The organism is Cytobacillus sp. C11.1, assembly GCF_058145115.1.
Genome location: NZ_CM176935.1, coordinates 392,590 through 417,092 on the forward strand (window position 1 = coordinate 392,590; position 24,503 = coordinate 417,092).

18 protein-coding genes, 20 tRNA genes, 3 rRNA genes and 2 riboswitches are annotated in these 24,503 nt (G+C 45.8%); of the genes, 2 read left to right on the plus strand and 39 right to left on the minus strand.

The features are described 5' to 3' along the window. Window positions 1-57 precede the first annotated feature (57 nt). The 38 genes from AC3ZVC_RS01950 to AC3ZVC_RS02135 form a co-directional block, all read right to left on the minus strand. Window positions 58-1,077, minus strand: coding sequence for a MoeB/ThiF family adenylyltransferase (locus tag AC3ZVC_RS01950; RefSeq protein ID WP_490066045.1), 1,020 nt, complete (start codon window positions 1,075-1,077; stop codon window positions 58-60). After that, window positions 1,074-1,841, minus strand: coding sequence for a thiazole synthase (locus tag AC3ZVC_RS01955; RefSeq protein ID WP_490066046.1), 768 nt, complete (start codon window positions 1,839-1,841; stop codon window positions 1,074-1,076). Before AC3ZVC_RS01955 ends, AC3ZVC_RS01950 begins: the two co-directional genes overlap by 4 nt. Window position 1,842: 1 nt before the next feature. Further along, the gene (gene thiS / locus AC3ZVC_RS01960) at window positions 1,843-2,046 is read right to left on the minus strand and encodes a sulfur carrier protein ThiS (RefSeq protein WP_490066047.1); all 204 of its coding nucleotides are present in this window, start codon (window positions 2,044-2,046) and stop codon (window positions 1,843-1,845) included. Between the two features lie 14 nt (window positions 2,047-2,060). Then, window positions 2,061-3,182: a glycine oxidase ThiO gene (thiO, locus tag AC3ZVC_RS01965; RefSeq protein ID WP_490066048.1), complete on the minus strand. Its 1,122-nt coding sequence runs from the start codon at window positions 3,180-3,182 to the stop codon at window positions 2,061-2,063. After that, on the minus strand, window positions 3,183-3,791 hold the full coding sequence (gene tenI, locus AC3ZVC_RS01970; RefSeq protein WP_490066049.1) for a thiazole tautomerase TenI: 609 nt from the start codon (window positions 3,789-3,791) through the stop codon (window positions 3,183-3,185). Window positions 3,792-4,117: 326 nt separating this feature from the next. Next, window positions 4,118-4,226: riboswitch (TPP riboswitch) on the minus strand. A 29-nt stretch (window positions 4,227-4,255) separates the two neighbouring features. After that, on the minus strand, window positions 4,256-6,040 hold the full coding sequence (thiC, locus tag AC3ZVC_RS01975; RefSeq protein ID WP_490066050.1) for a phosphomethylpyrimidine synthase ThiC: 1,785 nt from the start codon (window positions 6,038-6,040) through the stop codon (window positions 4,256-4,258). 124 nt (window positions 6,041-6,164) lie between these two features. Then, window positions 6,165-6,278: riboswitch (TPP riboswitch) on the minus strand. A 220-nt stretch (window positions 6,279-6,498) separates the two neighbouring features. Then, window positions 6,499-7,368, minus strand: coding sequence for a cation diffusion facilitator family transporter (locus tag AC3ZVC_RS01980; protein WP_490066051.1), 870 nt, complete (start codon window positions 7,366-7,368; stop codon window positions 6,499-6,501). 191 nt (window positions 7,369-7,559) lie between these two features. Then, a complete protein-coding gene (locus AC3ZVC_RS01985; protein ID WP_490066052.1) occupies window positions 7,560-7,895 on the minus strand; it encodes a YmaF family protein in 336 nt (111 codons plus the stop codon). Window positions 7,896-7,936: 41 nt separating this feature from the next. Beyond that, a complete protein-coding gene (locus AC3ZVC_RS01990; RefSeq protein ID WP_490066053.1) occupies window positions 7,937-8,725 on the minus strand; it encodes a DUF2935 domain-containing protein in 789 nt (262 codons plus the stop codon). A 134-nt stretch (window positions 8,726-8,859) separates the two neighbouring features. After that, the gene (locus AC3ZVC_RS01995) at window positions 8,860-9,417 is read right to left on the minus strand and encodes a hypothetical protein (RefSeq protein ID WP_490066054.1); all 558 of its coding nucleotides are present in this window, start codon (window positions 9,415-9,417) and stop codon (window positions 8,860-8,862) included. After that, entirely contained in the window at window positions 9,414-10,049 is a 636-nt protein-coding gene (locus AC3ZVC_RS02000) for an SCO family protein (RefSeq protein ID WP_490066055.1), read from the minus strand. The genes AC3ZVC_RS01995 and AC3ZVC_RS02000 overlap by 4 nt, the downstream gene beginning before the upstream one ends. A 60-nt stretch (window positions 10,050-10,109) precedes the next feature. Then, entirely contained in the window at window positions 10,110-11,741 is a 1,632-nt protein-coding gene (locus AC3ZVC_RS02005) for a cbb3-type cytochrome c oxidase subunit I (protein ID WP_490068791.1), read from the minus strand. Between the two features lie 77 nt (window positions 11,742-11,818). Beyond that, window positions 11,819-12,283 carry a cytochrome c oxidase subunit II gene (locus tag AC3ZVC_RS02010; protein ID WP_214727190.1) on the minus strand — a complete coding sequence of 155 codons (465 nt, stop codon included), beginning with the start codon at window positions 12,281-12,283 and terminating at the stop codon, window positions 11,819-11,821. A gap of 12 nt (window positions 12,284-12,295) precedes the next feature. Further along, on the minus strand, window positions 12,296-12,442 hold the full coding sequence (locus AC3ZVC_RS02015; RefSeq protein WP_214727189.1) for a hypothetical protein: 147 nt from the start codon (window positions 12,440-12,442) through the stop codon (window positions 12,296-12,298). A 605-nt stretch (window positions 12,443-13,047) separates the two neighbouring features. Further along, a tRNA-Ile gene (locus tag AC3ZVC_RS02020) sits at window positions 13,048-13,124 on the minus strand. 5 nt (window positions 13,125-13,129) lie between these two features. After that, window positions 13,130-13,203 (minus strand) — tRNA-Gly (locus AC3ZVC_RS02025). Window positions 13,204-13,371: 168 nt separating this feature from the next. Further along, a tRNA-Cys gene (locus tag AC3ZVC_RS02030) sits at window positions 13,372-13,445 on the minus strand. 7 nt (window positions 13,446-13,452) lie between these two features. Next, window positions 13,453-13,527: transfer RNA gene (locus AC3ZVC_RS02035), tRNA-Gln, on the minus strand. 24 nt (window positions 13,528-13,551) lie between these two features. Next, a tRNA-His gene (locus tag AC3ZVC_RS02040) sits at window positions 13,552-13,627 on the minus strand. A gap of 11 nt (window positions 13,628-13,638) precedes the next feature. Beyond that, a tRNA-Trp gene (locus AC3ZVC_RS02045) sits at window positions 13,639-13,712 on the minus strand. A 7-nt stretch (window positions 13,713-13,719) separates the two neighbouring features. Further along, window positions 13,720-13,803 (minus strand) — tRNA-Tyr (locus tag AC3ZVC_RS02050). A 25-nt stretch (window positions 13,804-13,828) separates the two neighbouring features. Continuing rightward, window positions 13,829-13,904: transfer RNA gene (locus tag AC3ZVC_RS02055), tRNA-Phe, on the minus strand. A 169-nt stretch (window positions 13,905-14,073) separates the two neighbouring features. Continuing rightward, window positions 14,074-14,150: transfer RNA gene (locus AC3ZVC_RS02060), tRNA-Asp, on the minus strand. A 3-nt stretch (window positions 14,151-14,153) separates the two neighbouring features. Beyond that, window positions 14,154-14,227: transfer RNA gene (locus tag AC3ZVC_RS02065), tRNA-Met, on the minus strand. Between the two features lie 159 nt (window positions 14,228-14,386). After that, window positions 14,387-14,479, minus strand: a tRNA-Ser gene (locus AC3ZVC_RS02070). A gap of 25 nt (window positions 14,480-14,504) precedes the next feature. Then, window positions 14,505-14,581 (minus strand) — tRNA-Met (locus tag AC3ZVC_RS02075). A 17-nt stretch (window positions 14,582-14,598) separates the two neighbouring features. After that, window positions 14,599-14,674, minus strand: a tRNA-Ala gene (locus tag AC3ZVC_RS02080). 23 nt (window positions 14,675-14,697) lie between these two features. Next, window positions 14,698-14,774, minus strand: a tRNA-Pro gene (locus tag AC3ZVC_RS02085). Window positions 14,775-14,780: 6 nt separating this feature from the next. Next, window positions 14,781-14,857 (minus strand) — tRNA-Arg (locus tag AC3ZVC_RS02090). A 7-nt stretch (window positions 14,858-14,864) separates the two neighbouring features. Then, window positions 14,865-14,939, minus strand: a tRNA-Gly gene (locus AC3ZVC_RS02095). Between the two features lie 7 nt (window positions 14,940-14,946). Next, a tRNA-Leu gene (locus AC3ZVC_RS02100) sits at window positions 14,947-15,031 on the minus strand. Between the two features lie 15 nt (window positions 15,032-15,046). Further along, window positions 15,047-15,122 (minus strand) — tRNA-Lys (locus tag AC3ZVC_RS02105). A gap of 159 nt (window positions 15,123-15,281) precedes the next feature. Next, a tRNA-Val gene (locus AC3ZVC_RS02110) sits at window positions 15,282-15,357 on the minus strand. Between the two features lie 3 nt (window positions 15,358-15,360). Beyond that, window positions 15,361-15,435 (minus strand) — tRNA-Glu (locus AC3ZVC_RS02115). Window positions 15,436-15,475: 40 nt separating this feature from the next. Beyond that, window positions 15,476-15,592: ribosomal RNA gene (gene rrf / locus AC3ZVC_RS02120) — 5S ribosomal RNA — on the minus strand. 76 nt (window positions 15,593-15,668) lie between these two features. Then, window positions 15,669-18,604: ribosomal RNA gene (locus AC3ZVC_RS02125) — 23S ribosomal RNA — on the minus strand. A 339-nt stretch (window positions 18,605-18,943) separates the two neighbouring features. Then, window positions 18,944-20,493 (minus strand): 16S ribosomal RNA (locus AC3ZVC_RS02130). Together the 16S, 23S and 5S rRNA genes with 20 tRNA genes alongside form the textbook arrangement of a ribosomal RNA operon. Window positions 20,494-20,902: 409 nt before the next feature. After that, window positions 20,903-21,841 (minus strand): alpha/beta hydrolase family protein, encoded by a 939-nt coding sequence (locus AC3ZVC_RS02135; protein ID WP_490066056.1) that lies wholly within the window; start codon window positions 21,839-21,841, stop codon window positions 20,903-20,905. Between the two features lie 138 nt (window positions 21,842-21,979). On the opposite strand from AC3ZVC_RS02135, the gene AC3ZVC_RS02140 reads away from it, so the two are divergent. Next, the gene (locus tag AC3ZVC_RS02140; protein WP_490066057.1) at window positions 21,980-22,315 is read left to right on the plus strand and encodes a hypothetical protein; all 336 of its coding nucleotides are present in this window, start codon (window positions 21,980-21,982) and stop codon (window positions 22,313-22,315) included. 350 nt (window positions 22,316-22,665) lie between these two features. Here AC3ZVC_RS02140 and AC3ZVC_RS02145 read toward each other — a convergent pair whose 3' ends face one another. Further along, complete coding sequence (locus AC3ZVC_RS02145; protein WP_483297146.1) at window positions 22,666-22,995, minus strand: winged helix-turn-helix transcriptional regulator; 330 nt, start codon at window positions 22,993-22,995, stop codon at window positions 22,666-22,668. A 297-nt stretch (window positions 22,996-23,292) separates the two neighbouring features. Here AC3ZVC_RS02145 and AC3ZVC_RS02150 point away from each other — a divergent pair, with 297 nt between their 5' ends. Next, window positions 23,293-24,489 (plus strand): MFS transporter, encoded by a 1,197-nt coding sequence (locus tag AC3ZVC_RS02150; protein ID WP_490066058.1) that lies wholly within the window; start codon window positions 23,293-23,295, stop codon window positions 24,487-24,489. Window positions 24,490-24,503: the final 14 nt, after the last annotated feature.

Sequence of the window (24,503 nt, forward strand, 5' to 3'; positions counted from 1 at the left end):
GCCAAATAAAAATGCGCCCCCCGATATATCATTCGGAGGCGCATTTTTATGTTTACGTTAACCTAAAAAGCGATGATACAGGCTTTTAGCCTGGAGAACGTCTTTTACCCCATGAACCAGCACTCTTCCATCTTTAAAGACGACCAACCTCTTCTCGCCGATCGAAAACGAAACCAAATAAGGATTGCTCTCTACTTTGATTCCTTGAGACACCAGGACTTTTTCCAGGTAGGCAAAATCAATATTCTGAAGGGCTGAAGGTCTTATTTGCACGGTATCCCTGCCACATAACAGCGCTGCCTTTGTCTGATTTTCATAAGATAGAAAGGGGTATGCTCTGCTGCTCCCACATGATGAACACTCAGGATTTTTTAGAGAAGATACGTTAATAGAACTATAATGATTTTTCCAAATATCAAAAGAGACAAGTGTCCCCCTTAATGATTCGAAGTCTTCTGCTAATATTTTTAATGCTTCTGCAGACTGGTGAGAGACAACCATTTGAATGGCAGGCTGAATAACACCCGCCGTATCGCAGGTGATTCCCCCTAATGGCAGTTTGTCCATCAAGCATTGCAGACAAGGTGAAACCCCCGGCAAAATAGTATAGCTCAATCCGTAGCTTCCAACACAGCCTCCGTAGATCCATGGAATCCTATGCTTTTGAGCTATATCATTGATTAGAAAGCGAATATCAAAATTGTCTGTTGAGTCAATGATTAAATCTGCACCTACAATCAGCTCTTCTAATTCCTGTACCCCAACATCCATAATGCGGGGGATGATTTGCACCTCTGAATTAATGGCTTTCAATCGGTTAGCTGCGGCAATGACTTTTGGCGTTTTTTGCTCAGCATCTTCTTCACAATAAAGCTGCTGGCGCTGCAGATTGGTCCATTCCACATAATCGCGATCGGCGATTGTTAGTTTGCCGACGCCTGCCCTTGCGAGCGTTTCTGCGTTTGCAGCACCTAATGCACCAGCGCCCACAATTAAAACATGTTTTTCTCCAAGCTTTTTCTGGCCTTCTTTGCCGATTGGAGGGAATAAGATCTGGCGGGAGTATCGCACATTCAACTAAAAACCATTCCTTCCGCCGGGCTGCTTGCTGTTGCGTACCGTTTTTTGGGCATCCTGCCGGCCTCGTAGCCTAACCGCCCTGCTTCAATGGCCAGTTTCATTGCTTTTGCCATTTTGACCGGGTCTTTGGCAGAGGAAACAGCAGTATTTAATAAGACTCCATCTGCCCCCAGCTCCATGGCCAATGCCGCATCTGCGGGGCTCCCAATCCCGGCGTCTACAAGAATCGGCACTGTAGCCTGTTCAATAATAAATTGTAGATTAACAGGATTGATAATTCCCTGCCCTGAACCAATTGGCGAAGCACATGGCATTACCGCGTGGCAGCCCAGTTCTTCCAGCTTTCTTGCAAGGACTACATCATCAGAGGTATACGGAAGGACGATAAAGCCTTCGTTTAATAGGATTTCTGCTGCTTTAAGTGTTTCAACCGGATCGGGGAGAAGTGTCTTGCTGCAGCCGATTACCTCAACCTTGATCATGTCGCAAAGCCCCGAAGCCTTGGATAGCCTGGCAATCCGGACAGCTTCCTCGGCTGTACTTGCTCCCGCCGTATTGGGCAGCAATTTATATTTCTTTAAATCCAGCTTTTCCAAAAAGTTGGGCTGATTCGCTTCAAAAATGTTCATGCGGCGTACAGCAAACGTAAGCACCTCAGTATCAGAAGCTTCTACCGCTTCCTTTTGAACATCAAAATTTGGATATTTTCCAGTTCCCAGCAGCAGCCGTGAGTTAAATTCATAGGGTCCAATTTTCAACATATCATCCGCCTCCTACAAAGTGTACGATTTCAATTCGATCTCCATCCGTTAAAACGGTTTCAGCATGCATCGATTTATCTAAAATAGTTTGATTTAATTCAACAATGACTACCTTTTGCTCCAGCTCGAAATGTTTGAGCAGAAGGGGAACGGTATTGACTGTATCCGGAAGCTGAATACCTTCCCCATTAATGACAACTTTCATAAAAGCACTCCTTTTTACGAATGGGCTATAGATTCAAGGCGGGACAGCTCGAATGGGTTTGATGTCTCTGTTTTCCCTTCAAGGATGTCTGCCATGAGCTCTCCTGTTGCCGGAGCAAGGAGGATCCCATTCCTGAAATGACCAGCCGCAATATATAATCCCCTGTAGGCAGGATGTTCTCCTAAAAAAGGCTGGCCATCAGCCGATTGCGGACGGATTCCTGTCCAGGCACGCTCCCATTCCGCATTCGCTATGCCCGGAATCAGGTTTTTCGCCTTTTCCATCAGCGAAGATATCCCTTCAAGAGTTACCTTCTCATCAAATGAATTTACCTTAACGGTCGCTCCTACTACTAATCTCCCTGATCGCTTAGGAACGATATAGCATCCATGTGAAAAAATAGTCCCTTTTATAAGCGGTCTCTCGGCAGCGACCGAGAAGCATTCTCCTTTAACCGGAATAATCGGCAGTGACAAGCCTGTTTTTTCAAGAAGCATCCTGCTCCAGGCTCCGGTGGCGACTATAACGGATTCTGCCAGGAATTCTCCCAGGTCGGTTATGACCCCATGAACTTTTTCATCTTTTAAAATAAGCTCTGATACACTTGTATACTCATAGATTTCTGCGCCGAGGGCCCTTGAAGCTTTTGCAAAGGCAAGTGACAATTCATATGCTTGAACCTGGCCATCATTTGGTATATACATGGCACCCCGCAATTTGTCAGACACGGATGGCTCCCGTTTGATCAGTTCATCAATCGAAAGCCACTCAGCCTGCTCACCCGCTTTTCGCTGGCTTTCTATTAGTCTTTTTAATTCCAGCTCTTGATCTTCATCAGCCGCCACCTTATACATGCCCTTATTTTCATAGCCAATATGTACATGTGATAGCTCTTCAAGTTCAGGGACAAGTCTCGGAAACATGCATCGGCTTTTACATGCCAATTGGAAAAGCGGTCCATCTTCTGTCAGCTCCGTTTGTGCACCTAAAATTCCAGCTGCGGCTCCGGAAGCCTTGCCGGCTATTTTCCCCTTTTCCAAAACAGCTACTTTATATCCTCTTTTCGATAGCTGAAAAGCAATGGAGCTTCCGTTAATGCCTCCCCCAACAATAACGGCGTCATACACTTTTCTCATTCACTGTCCCTCCTCGTTTAATTTCTTTAAAAATAGCTTTGCTGCCTCAACAGGATCCTTTGCCTGCAAAATCCCTGACATCACAGCAATGCCATCTGCTCCCGCCCCCACAACTTCAGGAACGTTCTCAGGTTTAATGCCGCCAATAGCCAATACCGGGATATCATTTCTCTTTTTAACAGCCTCCAATGCCCCAATTCCTCTTGGCGGAACTCCCTTCTTAGAATCTGTTTCAAAAATGTGGCCAAACAGAACATAATCTGCTCCTTGTTTGGTTGCCTCTTCGGCTTCTTCAAGAGAATGTACGGAACAGCCGATTGGCATATCAGGAAAATGCCTTCTTACAACGTGGACTGGCAGACTGTGAAAAGCAAGCTGCACACCCGTTTTAAAGGCCCACGCAACATCCACCCGATCATTTATAACGATTTTATGAATAGGGATTCCCTCTTTAAGAAGCAGCTTTAATCCTGTATATAGCTCCCTTGAGGTTCGCTGTTTTTCCCGTAAGTGGAATCTATCTGTAAAGGGTTCAAGTTCACCTGCTATTTCAGCGAAAGCCTCTAGAGAAAGCTTTCCATCCGATATAACATGCAGCTGTTTCGTCATCGCGATATCTCCCCTCTTTTTAAATGCTATTTACTGTTTAACAAATAGGCTGTTTTCGCAATCATTGTTGTTTTTAAAAGTAATAAGGAGTGGTTGATTTCCGCTCCAGGATGCTCCCTTTCCGCGGGGCGGGCGGTGAGCCTCCTCGGCGCGCCTGTGGGGTCTCACCTGTCCCGCTCCTCCCGCCGGAGTCTCGCACCTTACGCTCCAATCAACCCAACCTCGTTTGTCTCAATGAACCTATTCAACAACCAATCGCTTAGAAGAGAGCCTACAAATAAAAAACCGCCTCCAAAAAAAGAAAGCGGCTGTACGGGGCTTTTAATATCCCCGATCCTCCACTTCCCTACGCTGGTATATTCCAGATCAGGTTCCAAGGGTCTTAAAGTATTTACTTCAATCTCAGCCTGCAAACAGGCACCCCCAGCGAATGTAATGGCTATTAAATTAAGAAAAGATTATTTTCACTGATAAATATTTCCACCCGTTTGTTTGAATTCATCTGCTTTTTCTTCCAAGCCTTTCTTTATCGCTTCCTCCGTACCAAGCCTTTGCTCCTTAGCATAATTGCGAATATCCTGAGAAATTCTCATGCTGCAAAATTTGGGCCCGCACATGGAACAAAAGTGTGCTGTTTTTGCCCCTTCAGCCGGCAACGTCTCATCATGGTATTCCAATGCACGTTCAGGATCCAGTGATAGATTGAATTGATCCCTCCATCGGAATTCAAACCGGGCTTTTGACAGGGCATCATCTCTTTTTTGTGCGCCTGGGTGTCCCTTTGCCAAATCCGCGGCATGTGCAGCTATTTTATAAGTAATGACACCCTCGCGGACATCATCCCGATTCGGCAAACCCAAATGTTCTTTAGGGGTAACATAGCAAAGCATTGCGGTTCCAAACCAGCCTATCATGGCAGCCCCGATTGCAGAGGTAATATGATCATATCCGGGAGCGATATCAGTGGTAAGGGGGCCGAGTGTGTAGAATGGCGCTTCCTTGCAGATTTCCAATTGTTTATCCATATTCTCTTTAATTAAGTGCATTGGAACATGGCCTGGTCCCTCTACCATAACCTGCACATCGTGTTCCCAGGCAATTTGGGTCAGTTCCCCAAGAGTCTCGAGCTCTGCAAATTGAGCCTCGTCGTTGGCATCTGCAATCGATCCCGGCCGCAATCCATCCCCCAGTGAGAAGGCCACATCATAGGATTTCATAATTTCGCAGATTTCTTCAAAATGAGTATATAAAAAGTTTTCTTTATGATGATGCAAACACCACTGGGCCATAATGGATCCGCCCCTCGATACAATTCCGGTTAACCGTTTTGCTGTTAACGGAACATACCGAAGAAGAACACCTGCATGAATGGTAAAGTAGTCAACCCCTTGCTCCGCTTGTTCAATTAGGGTGTCACGATAAACCTCCCACGTAAGATCCTCGGCGATGCCGTTAACCTTTTCGAGGGCTTGATAGATTGGAACTGTGCCGACTGGGACTGCAGAGTTTCTGATTATCCATTCACGTGTGGTATGAATATTTTTACCTGTGGATAGATCCATAATCGTATCTGCTCCCCAGCGTGTAGCCCAGGTCATTTTTTCTACCTCTTCTTCAATAGAGGATGAAACTGCAGAGTTTCCAATGTTCGCATTAATTTTAACGTGGAAATTCCTGCCGATTATCATTGGCTCCGTTTCCGGGTGATTGATATTGGCAGGAATGATTGCCCTGCCCCTTGCTACTTCAGAACGAACAAATTCAGGGTCCATATTTTCTCTAATGGCTATAAACTCCATCTCGGGAGTAATGATCCCTTTTTTGGCATAGTGTAGCTGGGTGACATTTTCTCCTTTTTTCGCACGCAATGGCTTGCGGGCTAATCCTGGAAAAACTTTATGATTGGCACGCGGATCATTCTCCCTTTCATACCCATTATCCTCAGGCTTAATTTTCCGGCCTTCATACTCTTCAACATCTTCGCGCTCATGAATCCAACCATTTCTTAGTGCAGGAAGTCCTTTTTTAAAATCTGCCAAATATTGAGGATCAGTATAAGGGCCGCTCGTATCATATACACGAAGCGGCTCATTGCTTTCTTCTCCAAAAGTTCCGCTCGTGGGACTTAGTTCAATCTCACGCATAGGAACCTTCATATCAGGTCTGGATCCTCCCACATAGATTTTTTTGCTGCCTGTAAAACTCGACATAATGGAAATACGCTCTTGATTTAATGAACTTGCAGTCATTCGAATCTCTCCCTTATAAAAATGTAAGGACGAGATCTAGAGCCAAGGAAGTGCCAGAGATGTAAAAAAGCCGGTCCATATAAATATGGACCGGCTTAGCCGTAGATGTTTTGTACAAAAAAACTTTTGCACTCACTAACTTCCCCACGCTGGTATGATCCAGATCAGGTCCAAAGAGTCAAGAAACTTAACGTGTTTCTTTCTCAGCCCAAACTATTGGGCACCCCTAGTTATTGCTATTAAAATTCAACTTCAGTATACATAAAGCAGGAAATAAATAAAAGGTTTTTTTTAAAACTCCTCCAATATTCACAAAGAATTTAATACCTTCCCTTCCAGCAGGAGCAGTCGCAAATCTCGTTATCCAGGCCCTTTATACTATTGTACATTCATTTGTCTAACACCCAGAAAAGCCTGTCCAAACCGGCAATAGGCATTTTATTTATTTCTTGCTTTCCTTAATTCGGCTCCACATGAACATGAACATCATACACCCCATAATCATTCATCATCACTTGCTCCACATGTGTCGCAATATCATGGGCTTCTTTAATATCCAGCGCGGAATTAACAAGAATGACCACATCTATGACTTCATTGTTTCCATAGCTTCTGCCTTTAATATCTTTGATCCCTTTAACCCCATCTACTTTTACAATGACATCCTGATAGTGTTTGATTTTATTTTCATCAAAGCCATCTGAAAGATCATGGGAAGCCTGCCTAAAGATATCCCAGGCTGTTTTGCATATTAAAAGACCGACAATAATGGCCGTCACGGGATCAAGCCAGGGCATATTCAATTGTGATCCAAATATCCCAACGGCGGCCCCAAAACTTACCCAGGCATCAGAGATATTATCCTTTGCCGCTGCCATTACAGCTTTGCTGTTAATTTTAAGGGCTAATTTTTTGTTGTAACGATAAACAAAGTACATGGCCAGGCCGGAAAATACGCCGGTATAAGCGGCCATAATGTCGGGAGACTCCTGCACCCCTTCAAACATGGAGGAGACAGCATTCATCAGCACTTGCAGCCCCACTGCTGCCATGATAAAGGAGGCAACCATCGAAGCTATTGTTTCACTTTTCCAATGTCCATACCCATGATTTTTATCAGGCGGCCTCTGTGAAATTCTCAAGCCGATGAGGACAGCAACAGATGCTATGATATCGGTTGTATTGTTAAAACCATCTGCTTTCAATGCAGCAGAGCCACTCATATAACCAATTACTAGCTTTAAGACAGAAAGACATATGTAAGCCGCTATACTAATAACGGCAGCCCGTTCTCCCAGTTTTAGATTCTTATACTTTTTCTCTTCCATACACTTGCCCCCTATATAGCACCTGACTATATTACCAACTAGAATGCAGGTGGGTCTAGAGCAATCTTTTTGGACACTTTTAACTAAATAGGCAATATACAAGTAAGTTGAATGAGGGAAAAATTATATTCTTAATAAACAGAACGAGCCAACCTATTGGTAGGTTGGCTCGTTCTGTTAGATATATATAACTATTTATTACCTGGAGCTGGCTGGTCAACACCCCTTATCCGGTGCCGGTGTCCATCATCTTCGGTTGTATAAAAATCATAGTAATGGACATGCATTCCATTTCCTACTGGAATCGCTGGTCCGGAGTATGCCTTATAGTAGTGAGTATGCCCGTCTTCAAACACAACATATCCCTCGGTATAATGAATATGGTTTTGACCTTGAGTCTGAATGGGAGGAGAAGAGACATCCAGGCATTGGTGAACATGCCCATCATTAACCGAAGTATAATCAACTGAACCATGATTATGGTGTGGAACAAATCCGCTTACGAAATCATTTTTATTTGTAGCCATTTATTCAACCTCACTATTAAAAATTATTTCTTATAAGCAAGTTAAGCCTTATTCAGGCTAGCTTCAAACAAATCAATGATCTCCAAAAACCTTTCAGCTTCCCTAAATGTATGGTCGGCCAGAAGCGGGTGAATATTGCTCTTGATTCGGCATGCCTCAATTAATTCTCTTGCTGTTTTCTTAAAGTCCCTTAACGAAGCAACGGATACTTTATTCTGGTTTAAAAATTGACTAAGTAAAGGTTTTGTTTCTGATTGCGGCTGCATGGATTCTAGATCAACAGCCTGAAATACCAATTGGTCAAAATCATGGCTAAACTCCCTGGCCTGTTCAACTAACTTTCTTTCCGAAGGATCTAAAAGATGGCCGATAAACTTGGCATGATCAGCCATAATTTTAAGGAAGAAAACATTCTCTTCAATAATAGCTTCTGGTTTTGGTGCGAGTATCCCTGCGTTAAGATCTTTTAAGCGATTGGCAAAATATGCAGCTTCCCTGCTGATATGGTCGATTAATAAAGGATAATTATTAGAACGAATTTCGCAGCGCAATGTCAGACCCAGTACTTTCCTTTTATAGCTCCAGATAGCAGCTGCTGCTTGATAAACTTCGTTATTAAAGGCCTGAACTTGACCTAGTTCTGAGTTGACTGTAAATCTAGCCAGCCTTTCCTCTATTCTTTCAAAAAGAGCAATAAATTGTTGCGCTTCGGCAATTAATTGTTTCTGTTCGTACGTAAACCCCAAACTTAAAAATAAGGCATGCTCTTTCATAATTCTGGACCAAAATTTAATTTCGTCCAGCGATCTTGCCACAATTGGATCCGCCATATTATCCCCCCTGATTTTCACACTCCCTTCCATATATATGAATGGTTTTGAGTATTAATGCTACTTAACTCTCCTAGCAAAAATCATGACAAGCCAATCAAAAAACTGCTGCCAGATTGGCAGCAGGCATCCTTTTATTCATACTTCGAAAAATCCATAAAATAGCTATAAACCAAGTAAACGACCATAGCAAATGCTGTTGAGATAAATCCCCATCCCAATGTAATCTGTTCGATCACCAAATAGTTATTGCACAGCTGCACAGGCGACCAAATATACAGCCATCCCAACCCCAGGAATACCACGGTAAAAAATATGATAAGAGCATGTTTTCCGAAAGAACTAAGCTTTGGCCAGCTGTCCCGCAAAGGCACCCCTGCCAAAAATGGCAGCGAGATGAATTTAAAGGCTTCCACACTTGTCAGCGTCAAGGCTTCATCCATCGTCCTTGGAAGGGACCAATACACCATGATGATGGTAAACAGCAGAATACCCGGAACGCCGTTTTCATTCCATTTTTCAAAAAACTGAGGAAAACGCTGCTGAAAGAACTTCGCCATCAGAAATCCCGCAAACACCAGCATCGGCATTTGCATATGCATATGGGTAATCATGATGGACTCCAGCAAATTGGCTACAGGCGGGAGAATTAAAGCAAGAAGCAGTAAGAAACCATAGACTGATTGCTTCATCTTTTATCCCCTCCGCTCTGTAAAATCTCCGTTACCTGATCCGCAGCTTCATCAATGAGCGTGTAATCCATGACTTCCATTAATCGTCCTTCAGGATTCACCAGATAGAAGGCGGAGTTATGGGCAAAATTTCCGTACTCATCCGGAATAACAATGACACCAAAACGATCTAGTAGTGACTTCAGCTCCTGCTGATCCGGAATCCTCGCCATTCTCCACGTTTCCCCGTCACTGCCAAATGCCTTTCGATACGTATCAAGTGTCTCAGGATCATCCCGCTCCGGATCAAAGCTGATGCTGAGGAATTGGATGTCCTTGCCGATGTATTTCTTTGGAATCCGCTTATACACTTCAGACATATTGACCTCAAGCTCCGGGCAAACCGTTCCGCATGAAGTATACAAAAAGGTAATAAACACATACTTTCCTTCAAACTCGGAAAAAGAATAGGTCCTACCTTTATTATCCTCGAGGATAACATCCGGAAACTGAGGCTTTTCATCCATCAGCTGGTTCACACGGGCAGACTCTGCTGTAAAGGCCTGAAAGCCGTCTGTGCCAATAAAAAACAAGACCACTCCGAATAACAATACAATTAAGCTGGATAAAGCTGTTCTATTCTTTGGAAACATGTTCATCACTTCCTTTTAAAAGAAAGAGACAGCCCAGCCAGCCGAGCTATCTCTTTTTCCTTACCAGGTCTTATATGGAGGTGAACCCGGAGGCGCATTAACGATGAAGTCAACGAGCGGAATGACATACGCCATGCCGACAAGAACAATCATGCACACAATCCATAAGCCCCAGCGCTCTGTCCATCTTGGTGTTGGCGCTGCATCCTCTTCCACTTCCGCTACCGGGAACTCAGTGTTTCCTTTTGGTGCAAAGAACATGAGGTAGAATACTGCATACACCTGGATAAGCACACCGATCATTAGCAAAGTTCCGCCGATCGCCAGGAAGAATAAGTATGGATCCCAGCTTAGAGCCGTTGCATTGTCAAAATAAGTGGAATAAGAAGTTCTTCTTGGTGATCCCAATAATCCGACCCAGTGCATTGCTCCAGACATGATGATCATACCGATGGTCCAAATAATCGTTTGGATAATACCTAACTTGTTAATCTGCGGTGTCAGCACTCTTTTCGACACATAAGGAACAAGCCAGTAGCTGATGCCGAAGAATGTCATCACAACAGACATGCCAAGTGTTAAGTGGAAGTGGCCCACGATCCACATGGTGTTGTGGACAACCTGATTCAATTGGTTTGTGCTTTGGACAATACCGCCCGCTCCGGCAGGGATAAAGGCTGCCATCGCGATAAATGGTGCAAGGAAACGGACATCGCCCCAAGGTAATTTTTTATACCAGCCAACAAGACCTCTTCCGCCTTTCTTTCTGGCTGTACGTTCAAATACCGCAAACATTGCATAAGCAGTCATCAAGGATGGGAAGCCAATTGCCAAACTCATAAATACGTGCATGTATTTCACTGGCTCCGAAATACCAGGGTCAATGATCTGATGGTGGAATCCACCGGTAATATTCATAATAACGAGTGCAATTACCACAATTCTTGTTAAAAGATCATTCCATCTGTGCCCGCCGATGATTTTCGGCACAATAACATACCAGGCAGAAACCGCTGTTAAATACCAGATATTCACGAGTGTATGGCCAAAAGCCCAAAACAGCGTACGCGCAACCATGACATTGATGGTTTCAACCCAGCCGAAAGCCCACGGGATGATTGTAAATACTTCAATTGCAACCGGAAGGCTTCCGAAGAATAAGAGTACAAACACACCTGTTGCAAAGAAAGAGAGAATTGGAATATGCTGTCCAGGATTGCGTTTTCTCCAGCTTGCCACATTGATGAAGGCACCAAATGCGCACATCCAAACCCCTAGGACGATAAATACCAAGCCAATATAGAAAATGGGTGAAGCTGCCATTGGCGGGTAGAAGGTATACATGACAGATGCTTCATTCATTAAAATCGGAATAACAGCTAATACAAATCCGAAAATCTTCATCCAAAAACCGATCCAGGCCATCTTTCTGACCTTCGGAAGCAGGCCGCCCAATGTATGGGATAATCCCGCATAGAAATAGCCAATTGTAAAGAAAGCTGATAAAACTACAACTAAGAGAAGTCCGTGTGCAGTCAATACTTGATAGTAGTTCAGCCAAACTGGCAATTCCAGCATTCCGGCCCGATTCAGACCTTGCAATAGGCCAAGCAATCCGCCCAGCAGGATGGCTAAGAAGGCTACAGATAGGTATGATTTTGTTAATCTCGCATCCTCCAGGCTGATGCCCATGACTTTATTTGCTTTTTCCCTAAAAACTTGTGTATTCCCTGACTTGTTAATAATGGTTTCCACTGTTTCTCCCCCCTTTATTTAACCGTAATCGTTGTGCTCATCATTTGGTGTCCGGCACCGCAGTATTCGTTGCACAAAACTAAATATTCACCTGGCTTGTCGAATTTCTGGGTAATCTTTTGCACATAGCCAGGAACAACCATGGCATTCAAGTTGGTTTCTGCAACCTGGAACCCGTGTACGACATCTTTAGAAGTTAGTGTAAAATGAACGGTTGATCCGGCAGGCACTTCGATTTCGTTTGGTGTAAAACTAAACACCTGCAGCGTCATGACAACTTCATATTCATTCTCGCCAATCTTCTTGATGCCAGGCTGGTCAAACGGTGCTGTTTCATCCACTTTTTGCGGATCAATCCGTTCCCCATAGCTTGGCGGCCCCATTTCTAAAGCAAATGTCTGATAACCCGTAATGAGCATAAATCCGATAATCATCCCAAAACTTAAGAAAAGCCATATCTTCTCAGAGCGATGCATCATTTTTAATCCCCCCTATAATCTGGCCATATACAGGCCATAAACAATTAGATACGTAACAAAGATCCCTAACCCCACAACGGTTACTGAAAAAATGGTCCCCTTCAGCGTGCCATGTTCCTTTGCTGCCTTGCCCCCCTGGATCACTTTTTTCGTTTCCACCTTCCATCATCCCCCTTAAGTTTTTGTTACTTATATCATAATTGAGAACGTTTTTCACAAAAGTGAACTGCATCACACTTATCTCACAACTTTCCCGTTAAAAATAAGGTCCATTATCTAAAAATCCTCAGAGTTATCAACGCTTTACGCCGTTTTCAAACTAATTAAATACATATCTTCAATTTTGCACTGTTCACAAATCGTTCATATTCGTTCCCTTTATCCACGCTTTTCACTTCCACCGGCACGATTCACTTCGATTCGTTCCCTTCACCTTTACTTTTTCACTTCCACCAGCACGATTCACTCCGATTCGTTCCCTTCACCTTCACTTTTTCGTTCCCACCGGCACGATTCACTCCGATTCGTTCCCTTCACCTTCACTTTTTCACTTCCACCGGCACGATTCACTTCGATTCGTTCTTCTTCACTTTTTCACTTCCATTTTTATCTGGGACGGCAAAGCTGAAATTCGATAATAGAAAAGCCTGTCTCTTCCTAAGACAGGCTTTTCTTAACAAATGATCTCCTCTCCATATCTTTCTTTCAATGTAAACAAAAAAACCTAATCCCGTATAGGATTAGGTTGAAAATGGTATGTATAATGGTGGGCCTAAGTGGACTCGAACCACCGACCTCACGCTTATCAGGCGTGCGCTCTAACCAGCTGAGCTATAGGCCCATTTTTGGAGCGGGTGAAGGGAATCGAACCCTCATCATCAGCTTGGAAGGCTGAGGTTTTACCACTAAACTACACCCGCGTTTATAATTAATATTAAAACTACTATATAATTTCCTGCCCTTGCATGCCTCTTTCTCTAAAAGCTTATTCAGGAAGCTGATGCGTCGAGGCAACTCGCTGTTGATTCATGGGAGCGTTGCTCGTGGCTGAGGTTTTACCACTAAACTACACCCGCGTTTACATTGTTTGGAGGCAACACCCGGATTTGAACCGGGGATGGAGGTTTTGCAGACCTCTGCCTTACCACTTGGCTATGCTGCCTTAAAAATGGCTGGGCTAGCAGGATTCGAACCTGCGAGTGACGGAGTCAAAGTCCGGTGCCTTACCGCTTGGCTATAGCCCATTAAAGATTCTTTTAAAAGAAAAATGGGGCGATTGATGGGAATCGAACCCACGAGTGTCGGAGCCACAATCCGATGCGTTAACCACTTCGCCACAACCGCCATCTTCCTACTGGCAGGGGTAGTAGGAATCGAACCCACATCAAAGGTTTTGGAGACCTTCGTTTTACCATTAAACTATACCCCTATATAAATGGTGGAGGGGGGCAGATTCGAACTGCCGAACCCGAAGGAGCGGATTTACAGTCCGCCGCGTTTAGCCACTTCGCTACCCCTCCATCGTCTGAAAAGACTTAGGAAATATGGTGGCTCAGGACGGAATCGAACCGCCGACACAAGGATTTTCAGTCCTTTGCTCTACCGACTGAGCTACTGAGCCGTATTAAATTAATAACCCTAAAGTTAGATAGCTGTGCTTCAAAGCTCTGCGTTCTTTGTTGCAGATTTTAAAAGCATGCCATTCAATGATGCTAAAGCTTCGCAGCTGCATTCTTTTAAAATCCTCTACCGACTGAGCTACTGAGCCATTTATCTATTTAGTTTAAAAATGGCGGTCCGGACGGGACTCGAACCCGCGACCTCCTGCGTGACAGGCAGGCATTCTAACCAACTGAACTACCGGACCAGATTGCGGGGGCAGGATTTGAACCTGCGACCTTCGGGTTATGAGCCCGACGAGCTACCGGACTGCTCCACCCCGCGATAATAGTATTTATGTGATTTTTCTATGCTCACATACAGCATAAGGACTGTCCCGATCTTAGGATGCTTAATCAAGCAGCAGCTCGATCGGTACAACTCGCAGTTTTTTCAGTGAAGTAACGCTCGTTGCTCCACCCCGCGATAATAGTATTAAAATAATGGAGGAGGAAAGGGGATTCGAACCCCTGCGCGGTTTGACCCGCCTGTCGGTTTTCAAGACCGATCCCTTCAGCCGGACTTGGGTATTCCTCCGAAATATTAAGATCAAAGATCATAATGGTAGCGGCGGAGGGGATCGAACCCCCGACCTCACGGGTATGAACCGTACGCTCTAGCCAGCTGAGCTACACCGCCAAAATGATTAAATTTTATGGTGGAGCCTAGCGGGATCGAACCGCTGACCTCCTGCGTGCAAAGCAGGCGCTCTCCCAGCTGAGCTAAGGCCCCATGTTTTATAAATAAAGTGTCGCTGGTCGGGAAGACAGGATTCGAACCTGCGACCCCTTGGTCCCAAACCAAGTGCTCTACCAAGCTGAGCTACTCCCCGTTTTTATGGCGCGCCCGAGAGGAGTCGAACCCCTAACCTTTTGATCCGTAGTCAAACGCTCTATCCAATTGAGCTACGGGCGCAAAATAATGGAGCGGAAGACGGGATTCGAACCCGCGACCCCCACCTTGGCAAGGTGATGTTCTACCACTGAACTACTTCCGCTTAAAAATGGTGCGGGTGAAGGGAGTCGAACCCCCACGCCTTGCGGCGCCAGATCCTAAGTCTGGTGCGTCTGCCAATTCCGCCACACCCGCAATATTAAATTAAAATGGTGAGCCATGAAGGACTCGAACCTTCGACCCTCTGATTAAAAGTCAGATGCTCTACCGACTGAGCTAATGGCTCATACTTTGATATGAATTCCTAAACTACATTTGCATAGTGCTCCAAAGCCCTGCGTTCTTTGTTGCAGATTTTAAAAGTTGCTATTCGAGGATGGTTTGCTTCGATGCTGCAAATTTTAAAATCCTCTACCGACTGAGCTAATGGCTCGTCCAAAAAATATGGTGGAGGATGACGGGATCGAACCGCCGACCCTCTGCTTGTAAGGCAGATGCTCTCCCAGCTGAGCTAATCCTCCAAATGGTGACCCCTACGGGATTCGAACCCGTGTTACCGCCGTGAAAGGGCGGTGTCTTAACCGCTTGACCAAGGGGCCATCTCATAATTTGGCAAAATAAATACCCCGTTTGGGGTTCGCCTAGCAACGTCCTACTCTCACAGGGGGACAGCCCCCAACTACCATCGGCGCTGAGAAGCTTAACTTCCGTGTTCGGTATGGGAACGGGTGTGACCTTCTCGCTATCGTCACTAGACTATATTTTTTTAGAAGGTTTGTTCCTTCAAAACTAGATAATGCATGAAGAAGTGTTGCCGAGTATCACCAATAACTTGGTTAAGTCCTCGATCGATTAGTATCAGTCAGCTCCACATGTCGCCACGCTTCCACCTCTGACCTATCAACCTGATCATCTTTCAGGGATCTTACTAGCTTGACGCTATGGGAAATCTCATCTCGAGGGGGGCTTCATGCTTAGATGCTTTCAGCACTTATCCCTTCCGCACATAGCTACCCAGCGATGCCTTTGGCAAGACAACTGGTACACCAGCGGTGCGTCCATCCCGGTCCTCTCGTACTAAGGACAGCTCCTCTCAAATTTCCTGCGCCCACGACGGATAGGGACCGAACTGTCTCACGACGTTCTGAACCCAGCTCGCGTACCGCTTTAATGGGCGAACAGCCCAACCCTTGGGACCGACTACAGCCCCAGGATGCGATGAGCCGACATCGAGGTGCCAAACCTCCCCGTCGATGTGGACTCTTGGGGGAGATAAGCCTGTTATCCCCGGGGTAGCTTTTATCCGTTGAGCGATGGCCCTTCCATGCGGAACCACCGGATCACTAAGCCCGACTTTCGTCCCTGCTCGACTTGTAGGTCTCGCAGTCAAGCTCCCTTGTGCCTTTACACTCTGCGAATGATTTCCAACCATTCTGAGGGAACCTTTGGGCGCCTCCGTTACTTTTTAGGAGGCGACCGCCCCAGTCAAACTGCCCACCTGACACTGTCTCCCGCCCCGATAAGGGGCGCGGGTTAGAATTTCAATACAGCCAGGGTAGTATCCCACCGACGCCTCCACCGAAGCTGGCGCTCCGGTTTCTACGGCTCCTACCTATCCTGTACAAGCTGTACCAAAATTCAATATCAGGCTACAGTAAAGCTCCACGGGGTCTTTCCGTCCTGTCGCGGGTAACCTGCATCTTCACAGGTACTATAATTTCACCGAGTCTCTCGTTGAGACAGTGCCCAGATCGTTACGCCTTTCGTGCGGGTCGGAACTTACCCGACAAGGAATTTCGCTACCTTAGGACCGTTATAGTTACGGCCGCCGTTTACTGGGGCTTCGATTCAAAGCTTCGCTTGCGCTAACCTCTCCTCTTAACCTTCCAGCACCGGGCAGGCGTCAGCCCCTATACTTCGCCTTGCGGCTTCGCAGAGACCTGTGTTTTTGCTAAACAGTCGCCTGGGCCTATTCACTGCGGCTCATCAGGGCTATTCACCCTAATGAGCACCCCTTCTCCCGAAGTTACGGGGTCATTTTGCCGAGTTCCTTAACGAGAGTTCTCTCGCTCACCTTAGGATTCTCTCCTCGCCTACCTGTGTCGGTTTGCGGTACGGGCACCTTTTCCCTCGCTAGAGGCTTTTCTTGGCAGTGTGGAATCAGGAACTTCGGTACTAAATTTCCCTCGCCGTCACAGCTCAGCCTGTGTGGTAACGGGATTTGCCTCGTTACCGGCCTAACTGCTTGGACGCGCATATCCAACAGCGCGCTTACCCTATCCTCCTGCGTCCCCCCATTGCTCAAACGGTAAAGAGGTGGTACAGGAATATCAACCTGTTGTCCATCGCCTACGCTTTTCAGCCTCGGCTTAGGTCCCGACTAACCCTGAGCGGACGAGCCTTCCTCAGGAAACCTTAGGCATTCGGTGGATGGGATTCTCACCCATCTTTCGCTACTCATACCGGCATTCTCACTTCTAAGCGCTCCACCAGTCCTTGCGGTCTAGCTTCAACGCCCTTAGAACGCTCTCCTACCACGGACACCTAATGGTGTCCATCCACAGCTTCGGTGATACGTTTAGCCCCGGTACATTTTCGGCGCGGAGTCACTCGACCAGTGAGCTATTACGCACTCTTTAAATGGTGGCTGCTTCTAAGCCAACATCCTGGTTGTCTAAGCAACTCCACATCCTTTTCCACTTAACGTATACTTTGGGACCTTAGCTGGTGGTCTGGGCTGTTTCCCTCTTGACTACGGATCTGATCACTCGCAGTCTGACTCCCATGGATAAGTCTTTGGCATTCGGAGTTTGTCTGAATTCGGTAACCCGATGAGGGCCCCTAGTCCAAACAGTGCTCTACCTCCAAGACTCTTACTACATGAGGCTAGCCCTAAAGCTATTTCGGAGAGAACCAGCTATCTCCAAGTTCGATTGGAATTTCTCCGCTACCCACACCTCATCCCCGCACTTTTCAACGTGCGTGGGTTCGGGCCTCCATCCAGTGTTACCTGGACTTCACCCTGGACATGGGTAGATCACCTGGTTTCGGGTCTACGACCACATACTCATTCGCCCTATTCAGACTCGCTTTCGCTGCGGCTCCATCTTGTCAACTTAACCTCGCATGTAATCGTAACTCGCCGGTTCATTCTACAAAAGGCACGCTATCACCCATTAACGGGCTCTAACTACTTGTAGGCACACGGTTTCAGGTTCTCTTTCACTCCCCTTCCGGGGTGCTTTTCACCTTTCCCTCACGGTACTGGTTCACTATCGGTCACTAGGGAGTATTTAGCCTTGGGAGATGGTCCTCCCTGCTTCCGACGGGATTTCTCGTGTCCCGCCGTACTCAGGATCCACTCTGGAGGGAACGAAGTTTCAACTACAGGGCTTTTACCTTCTCTGGCCGGCCTTTCCAGACCTGTTCATTTACCTCGTTCCTTTGTAACTCCGTGTAGAGTGTCCTACAACCCCAAGAGGCAAGCCTCTTGGTTTGGGCTAATCCCGTTTCGCTCGCCGCTACTCAGGGAATCGCGTTTGCTTTCTCTTCCTCCGGGTACTTAGATGTTTCAGTTCCCCGGGTCTGCCTTCCATACCCTATGAATTCAGATATGGATCCTATCCCATTACGGATAGGGGGTTTCCCCATTCGGAAATCTCCGGATCAAAGCTTACTTACAGCTCCCCGAAGCATATCGGAGTTAGTCCCGTCCTTCATCGGCTCCTAGTGCCAAGGCATTCACCGTGCGCCCTTTCTAACTTAACCTACTTCGGCCAATGATCGACTGCGAATCTCTGCGTCAGCTTCGTCACTGTGCTCCTTACGTACTCTCGTACGCTCCGGTGCTCGTTCGGTCGCTTCCTTGATCTTCTTGCCGCTCATCGTCCTCATGGTTTGTGCTCTTACTTGGTTTTAAAAAAACTTACATAAGAGAAAAAAACTAAGATGGCGATTACTCGGTTATTGCTTCTTCATTAACATTATCTAGTTTTCAAGGAACAAAGCTGCTTACTAAATTTCAGCAGTGAGAGATAGTTCTCTCAAAACTAAACAAAAACAGAAACGTCATTTTTATGAAGCAATAATGCTTCAATTTATCCTTAGAAAGGAGGTGATCCAGCCGCACCTTCCGATACGGCTACCTTGTTACGACTTCACCCCAATCATCTGTCCCACCTTAGGCGGCTGGCTCCAAAAGGTTACCCCACCGACTTCGGGTGTTACAAACTCTCGTGGTGTGACGGGCGGTGTGTACAAGGCCCGGGAACGTATTCACCGCGGCATGCTGATCCGCGATTACTAGCGATTCCGGCTTCATGCAGGCGAGTTGCAGCCTGCAATCCGAACTGAGAATGGTTTTATGGGATTCGCTTAACCTCGCGGTCTTGCAGCCCTTTGTACCATCCATTGTAGCACGTGTGTAGCCCAGGTCATAAGGGGCATGATGATTTGACGTCATCCCCACCTTCCTCCGGTTTGTCACCGGCAGTCACCTTAGAGTGCCCAACTGAATGCTGGCAACTAAGATCAAGGGTTGCGCTCGTTGCGGGACTTAACCCAACATCTCACGACACGAGCTGACGACAACCATGCACCACCTGTCATCCTGTCCCCCGAAGGGGAACGCCCTATCTCTAGGGTTGTCAGGAGATGTCAAGACCTGGTAAGGTTCTTCGCGTTGCTTCGAATTAAACCACATGCTCCACCGCTTGTGCGGGCCCCCGTCAATTCCTTTGAGTTTCAGCCTTGCGGCCGTACTCCCCAGGCGGAGTGCTTAATGCGTTTGCTGCAGCACTAAAGGGCGGAAACCCTCTAACACTTAGCACTCATCGTTTACGGCGTGGACTACCAGGGTATCTAATCCTGTTTGCTCCCCACGCTTTCGCGCCTCAGCGTCAGTTACAGACCAAAGAGTCGCCTTCGCCACTGGTGTTCCTCCACATCTCTACGCATTTCACCGCTACACGTGGAATTCCACTCTTCTCTTCTGCACTCAAGTTCCCCAGTTTCCAATGACCCTCCCCGGTTGAGCCGGGGGCTTTCACATCAGACTTAAGGAACCGCCTGCGCGCGCTTTACGCCCAATAATTCCGGACAACGCTTGCCACCTACGTATTACCGCGGCTGCTGGCACGTAGTTAGCCGTGGCTTTCTGGTTAGGTACCGTCAAGGTACCGGCAGTTACTCCGGTACTTGTTCTTCCCTAACAACAGAGTTTTACGATCCGAAAACCTTCATCACTCACGCGGCGTTGCTCCGTCAGACTTTCGTCCATTGCGGAAGATTCCCTACTGCTGCCTCCCGTAGGAGTCTGGGCCGTGTCTCAGTCCCAGTGTGGCCGATCACCCTCTCAGGTCGGCTACGCATCGTTGCCTTGGTGAGCCGTTACCTCACCAACTAGCTAATGCGCCGCGGGCCCATCTGTAAGTGATAGCCGAAACCATCTTTCAGCTTTCCCTCATGTGAGGGAAAGAGTTATCCGGTATTAGCTCCGGTTTCCCGAAGTTATCCCAGTCTTACAGGCAGGTTGCCCACGTGTTACTCACCCGTCCGCCGCTGACTTCAGGGAGCAAGCTCCCATCCGTCCGCTCGACTTGCATGTATTAGGCACGCCGCCAGCGTTCGTCCTGAGCCAGGATCAAACTCTCCATATAAGAGTTGATTAAGCTCACTTACACACGGATGTGTTGACGTCGATGTTGCCACAGGACGTGGCGTTCTTAATCGACGATCCGCTGTTGTCTTTTCAAAAAAGACTAAAGAATTAACGTTGACGTTTCTGCTTTGTTTAGTTTTCAAAGAACTATTTTGTTGAGCTTCTTTCGAAGTGACAACGAAATTCATTGTATCATCTTCTTAAGGAGAAGTCAACTTCATTTTTCATCTTTTTTCTGTTTGGTATTCAACAGATTAAAAAGTTTTTTGTTGCCAATAAGTAATTGCCTCTTAGCGACAAAAACTATCTTACTATAATTTGATAGATAAAGTCAACACCTAATATAAAAAAATGCATGCCCCATTAATTTCTAAAAAATATTAACAGAGCACACACCTTTTCTTCTATTATAAGATATATTTCTCTGCCCACTGCTTAATTATTAACAGCATCTCCGGGCTCAGCGGTTTAGTAAGACTTTCTTTATAGATAGATTTAACCTTAATCATAGATACAGGCTCTTCCTGATCTCTTAGAAGATGATTCATATCCCTTACATTATAGCCCTCTGCAGGTCCATTTACCTTTTCAGCAAAAAGGTGCACATGGTTAGGCTCAACCTGAACATCTTTATTCCCGGTAATCGCTAGCACCGGACAAGTAATAGCAGCTAAATCCTCTTCCATTTCATATTGAAAATGCTCGCGTGCCCACTTCGCGTTAATCTTTGTTAAGCCTTTTTTCATTACCGTCTCATCCGACTCCACCATCTCATCGAATAACTTCTTCTGTTTGGAAGCTGTCGTTTTATGAACTTTTAACGCACGAAGGAGCATACCGGTAAATCCTTTCATTTCGGTTACTTCCTCCTCAAGCTGTTTGGTCTGGAATTCAGAAGCCTTCCGCACATTATCTGCCTGCCCCGCCAGCAGAATGAGGCCTGCTGCGTTTACCTGCTTATTAATTGGAGGAATCAGCGAGCATCCCTCGCTATGCCCGAGCAGAAAAATTCTATCTGAATCAATTTCCGGAAGCTCACGGGCTGCTTTTACAGCTGCCACACCGTCGCTAACCAAATCCCACATCCCTGTTTCATAAAAATCTCCGCCGCTCTCACCTGCTCCCCGTTTGTCATATCTAAGTACCGCCACCCCGATAGAGGCAAAGAATTCAGCCAGCATTTTATAAGCATTCATCTGCATATGTTTTACATTGGCATCCCGGTCAACCGGGCCTGATCCATGAAGAATGACGACAAGAGGCGGTTTCCCTTCAAACTTCTCCGGGAAGCTTACCGTTCCCTTTAAAGTAATATCCGTTTTAAACTGAATGTCACGTTCTTTCATATATAGCACCCCAAACTATGCTTTTTATGATATGACGCTTAAACGGAAAAATCGTTCAGTAGTTTAATTACTAATTCAATATAAATTTTTAAGGCAATACTAAAGGCAAATCTTAAATGTTTTTAGGAGGGGAATACTATGCCACGGAAATCTGCATCTGCAGCAGCCAGCGAAGAGGAACAGAATGAAAAGGGTACTCAAGAACCATCGCCCCCCAACGAAAAAAATAAAGATGATATCGGCAATCTTAATCGTATGTTAGCTGCTGTCTTAGAATATTTGTCTGATGATGAAGTAGAAGAAATTGATATTGAATACCTCCTTACACATACGGAGGGCCTTCGGGAATGGTGGGATCAATACCGGGAAAATAACAAAAAACAGATAGAAGAAGAAATAAAAAAATCCCTCGGTTCGCTGTCCCTGGAGGAACTCGAGAGTATCCGCGAACAGATAAAAGAGAAAAACAAGTAATCACTGCAGTCCTTTTTACGAAGAATGCTTATGATTACTCAAGCTAAGGGGGCTAATTGAAGCAAAAAAACCAAATGATTATTTTATTAATTAGCATTATAGTTATCTGGTTTTTCCTATTCGGCATTCGGCTCATTGGGTATTTTTCATCAATAAGCGAAAAAGGACTCCGGGCGACGGAGTTCGGGTTGCAGGGCTGCAGTAATGCTGAGTTCATATTATGCACAATATGGACCATTTCATTTTTTTATTCTATCCCTTTGGCTTTCCTTTAGCGCTTGTTATCTAGAATCAATAAAATAAACAAAAAAAGGACCCGCTTGCCAATTGCAAACGAGTCCTTATTCATTTTACTGTTCCACAAGCTCCCCGCCTGTCAATTCTATATGCCCTTCACCCCAGTTGCACATAGCATCCAGTATTGGGCGGAGTGACCACCCGTAATCTGTTAATGAATAGATAACCTTCGGAGGAACCTGATCATAAACAGTTCGATTTACAACACCATCAGCTTCAAGCTCACGCAGCTGCTGGGTAAGCATTTTTTGGGTAATTCCAGGCATCAGCCTTTTTAACTCGCTTGTCCTCTTCTCTCCTTTAATCAAATGGCACATGATGACGACTTTCCACTTTCCCCCGATTACATCGAGCGTCGCTTCTACCGGAATATTGTAAGCCATCTTCATTCCTCCCTTTATATCACATAGGCACCTTAAAGTACCTGCATTACTTTAAAGTGCGTACTATTCATTTCTACTCATGCCATCCATAATAGCATAAGGAAGCACGAAACGTAATGGTGAAATTGACCATAGGGTACTTTTTAGTGCCTATATCACTTTAAAGTACGTACTATTCACTTTATCTTTTATGCTTCATAATGACATTCATCAAGGCAGCATAACCAAATTTGAAAGGCGCCAGGTTATGAAGTCTTCTCTTCATCAACTTTTTTAGATATAAGGAGGATCATTCATATGAGTTCCATTGCCATAAATACGCAAAAAGAAAAAAGCGGTACACCTGCCCTGCTTGCACTGGCAATCAGTGCATTCGGTATTGGCACCACAGAATTTGTGCCTGTCGGTTTATTGTCTACCCTGTCCAATGATTTAGGAATTTCAATTACCCTTGCCGGCTTATTAATTTCGGGCTATGCAGTTGGTGTCGCCATAGGGGCACCAATCCTGACTGCTTTGACCAGTAAAATGAGCCGCAAATCTTTGCTCATGTCATTAATGATTTTATTTATCATCGGGAATTCTGTTGCAGCCATGTCCTCGTCTTTTAGCCTTTTGCTAATAGCACGCTTTATCACAGCTTTTTCACACGGAATCTTCTTCTCCATCGGCTCAACCATTGCCGCTGATTTAGTTCCTGAGAACAAACGGGCCAGTGCGATTGCCTTTATGTTCACCGGTTTAACCGTTGCGACTGTTACCGGCGTTCCTCTGGGAACTTTTATCGGCCAAATGTTCGGCTGGAGAGCTACTTTCTGGGGAGTGGCACTGCTTGGTGTAATCGGGATTATCTCTAGTGCCATCCTGGTTCCAAAAAACCTGAAAGAAGCACCTCCATCCAAGTTCAGTGAACAGCTGAAAATCTTGAGCAGCGGCAAACTCCTTTTAGCCTTTAGCATCACTGCCCTGGGATATGGCGGAACCTTTGTGGCATTTACGTATTTGACTCCGCTTCTTGAAGAGGTAACAGGGTTCAGCCATAAATGGATCAGCATCATATTGCTTGCTTACGGCTTTGCAGTAGCCATCGGAAATGTCATTGGCGGAAAAGCTTCAGATAAGAATCCCTTAAAGGCTCTGTTCTGGATGTTCGCCATGCAAGCCCTTATTCTTGTATTGCTAACCTTTGCGGCACCATATAAAGCACTAGGTCTTATCGCTATTTTCTTAATGGGATTATTCGCATTTATGAATGTGCCCGGCCTTCAGATTCTTGTTGTGAACCTGGCAGAGAAATATGTCCCATCTGCTGTGAACGTCGCTTCTGCCTTAAATATTGCAGCCTTTAACATAGGAATCGCTATCGGTTCATTTGCCGGCGGCCTTATTGTTGATTCCTTCGGGCTAATTCACACACCTTGGATTGGCGCAGTGATGGTATTAGGGGCAGCAGGATTAACCGGATTCCTGAGAAAGCTTGAGAAAACCAACTAATTAAAGGAGTGATT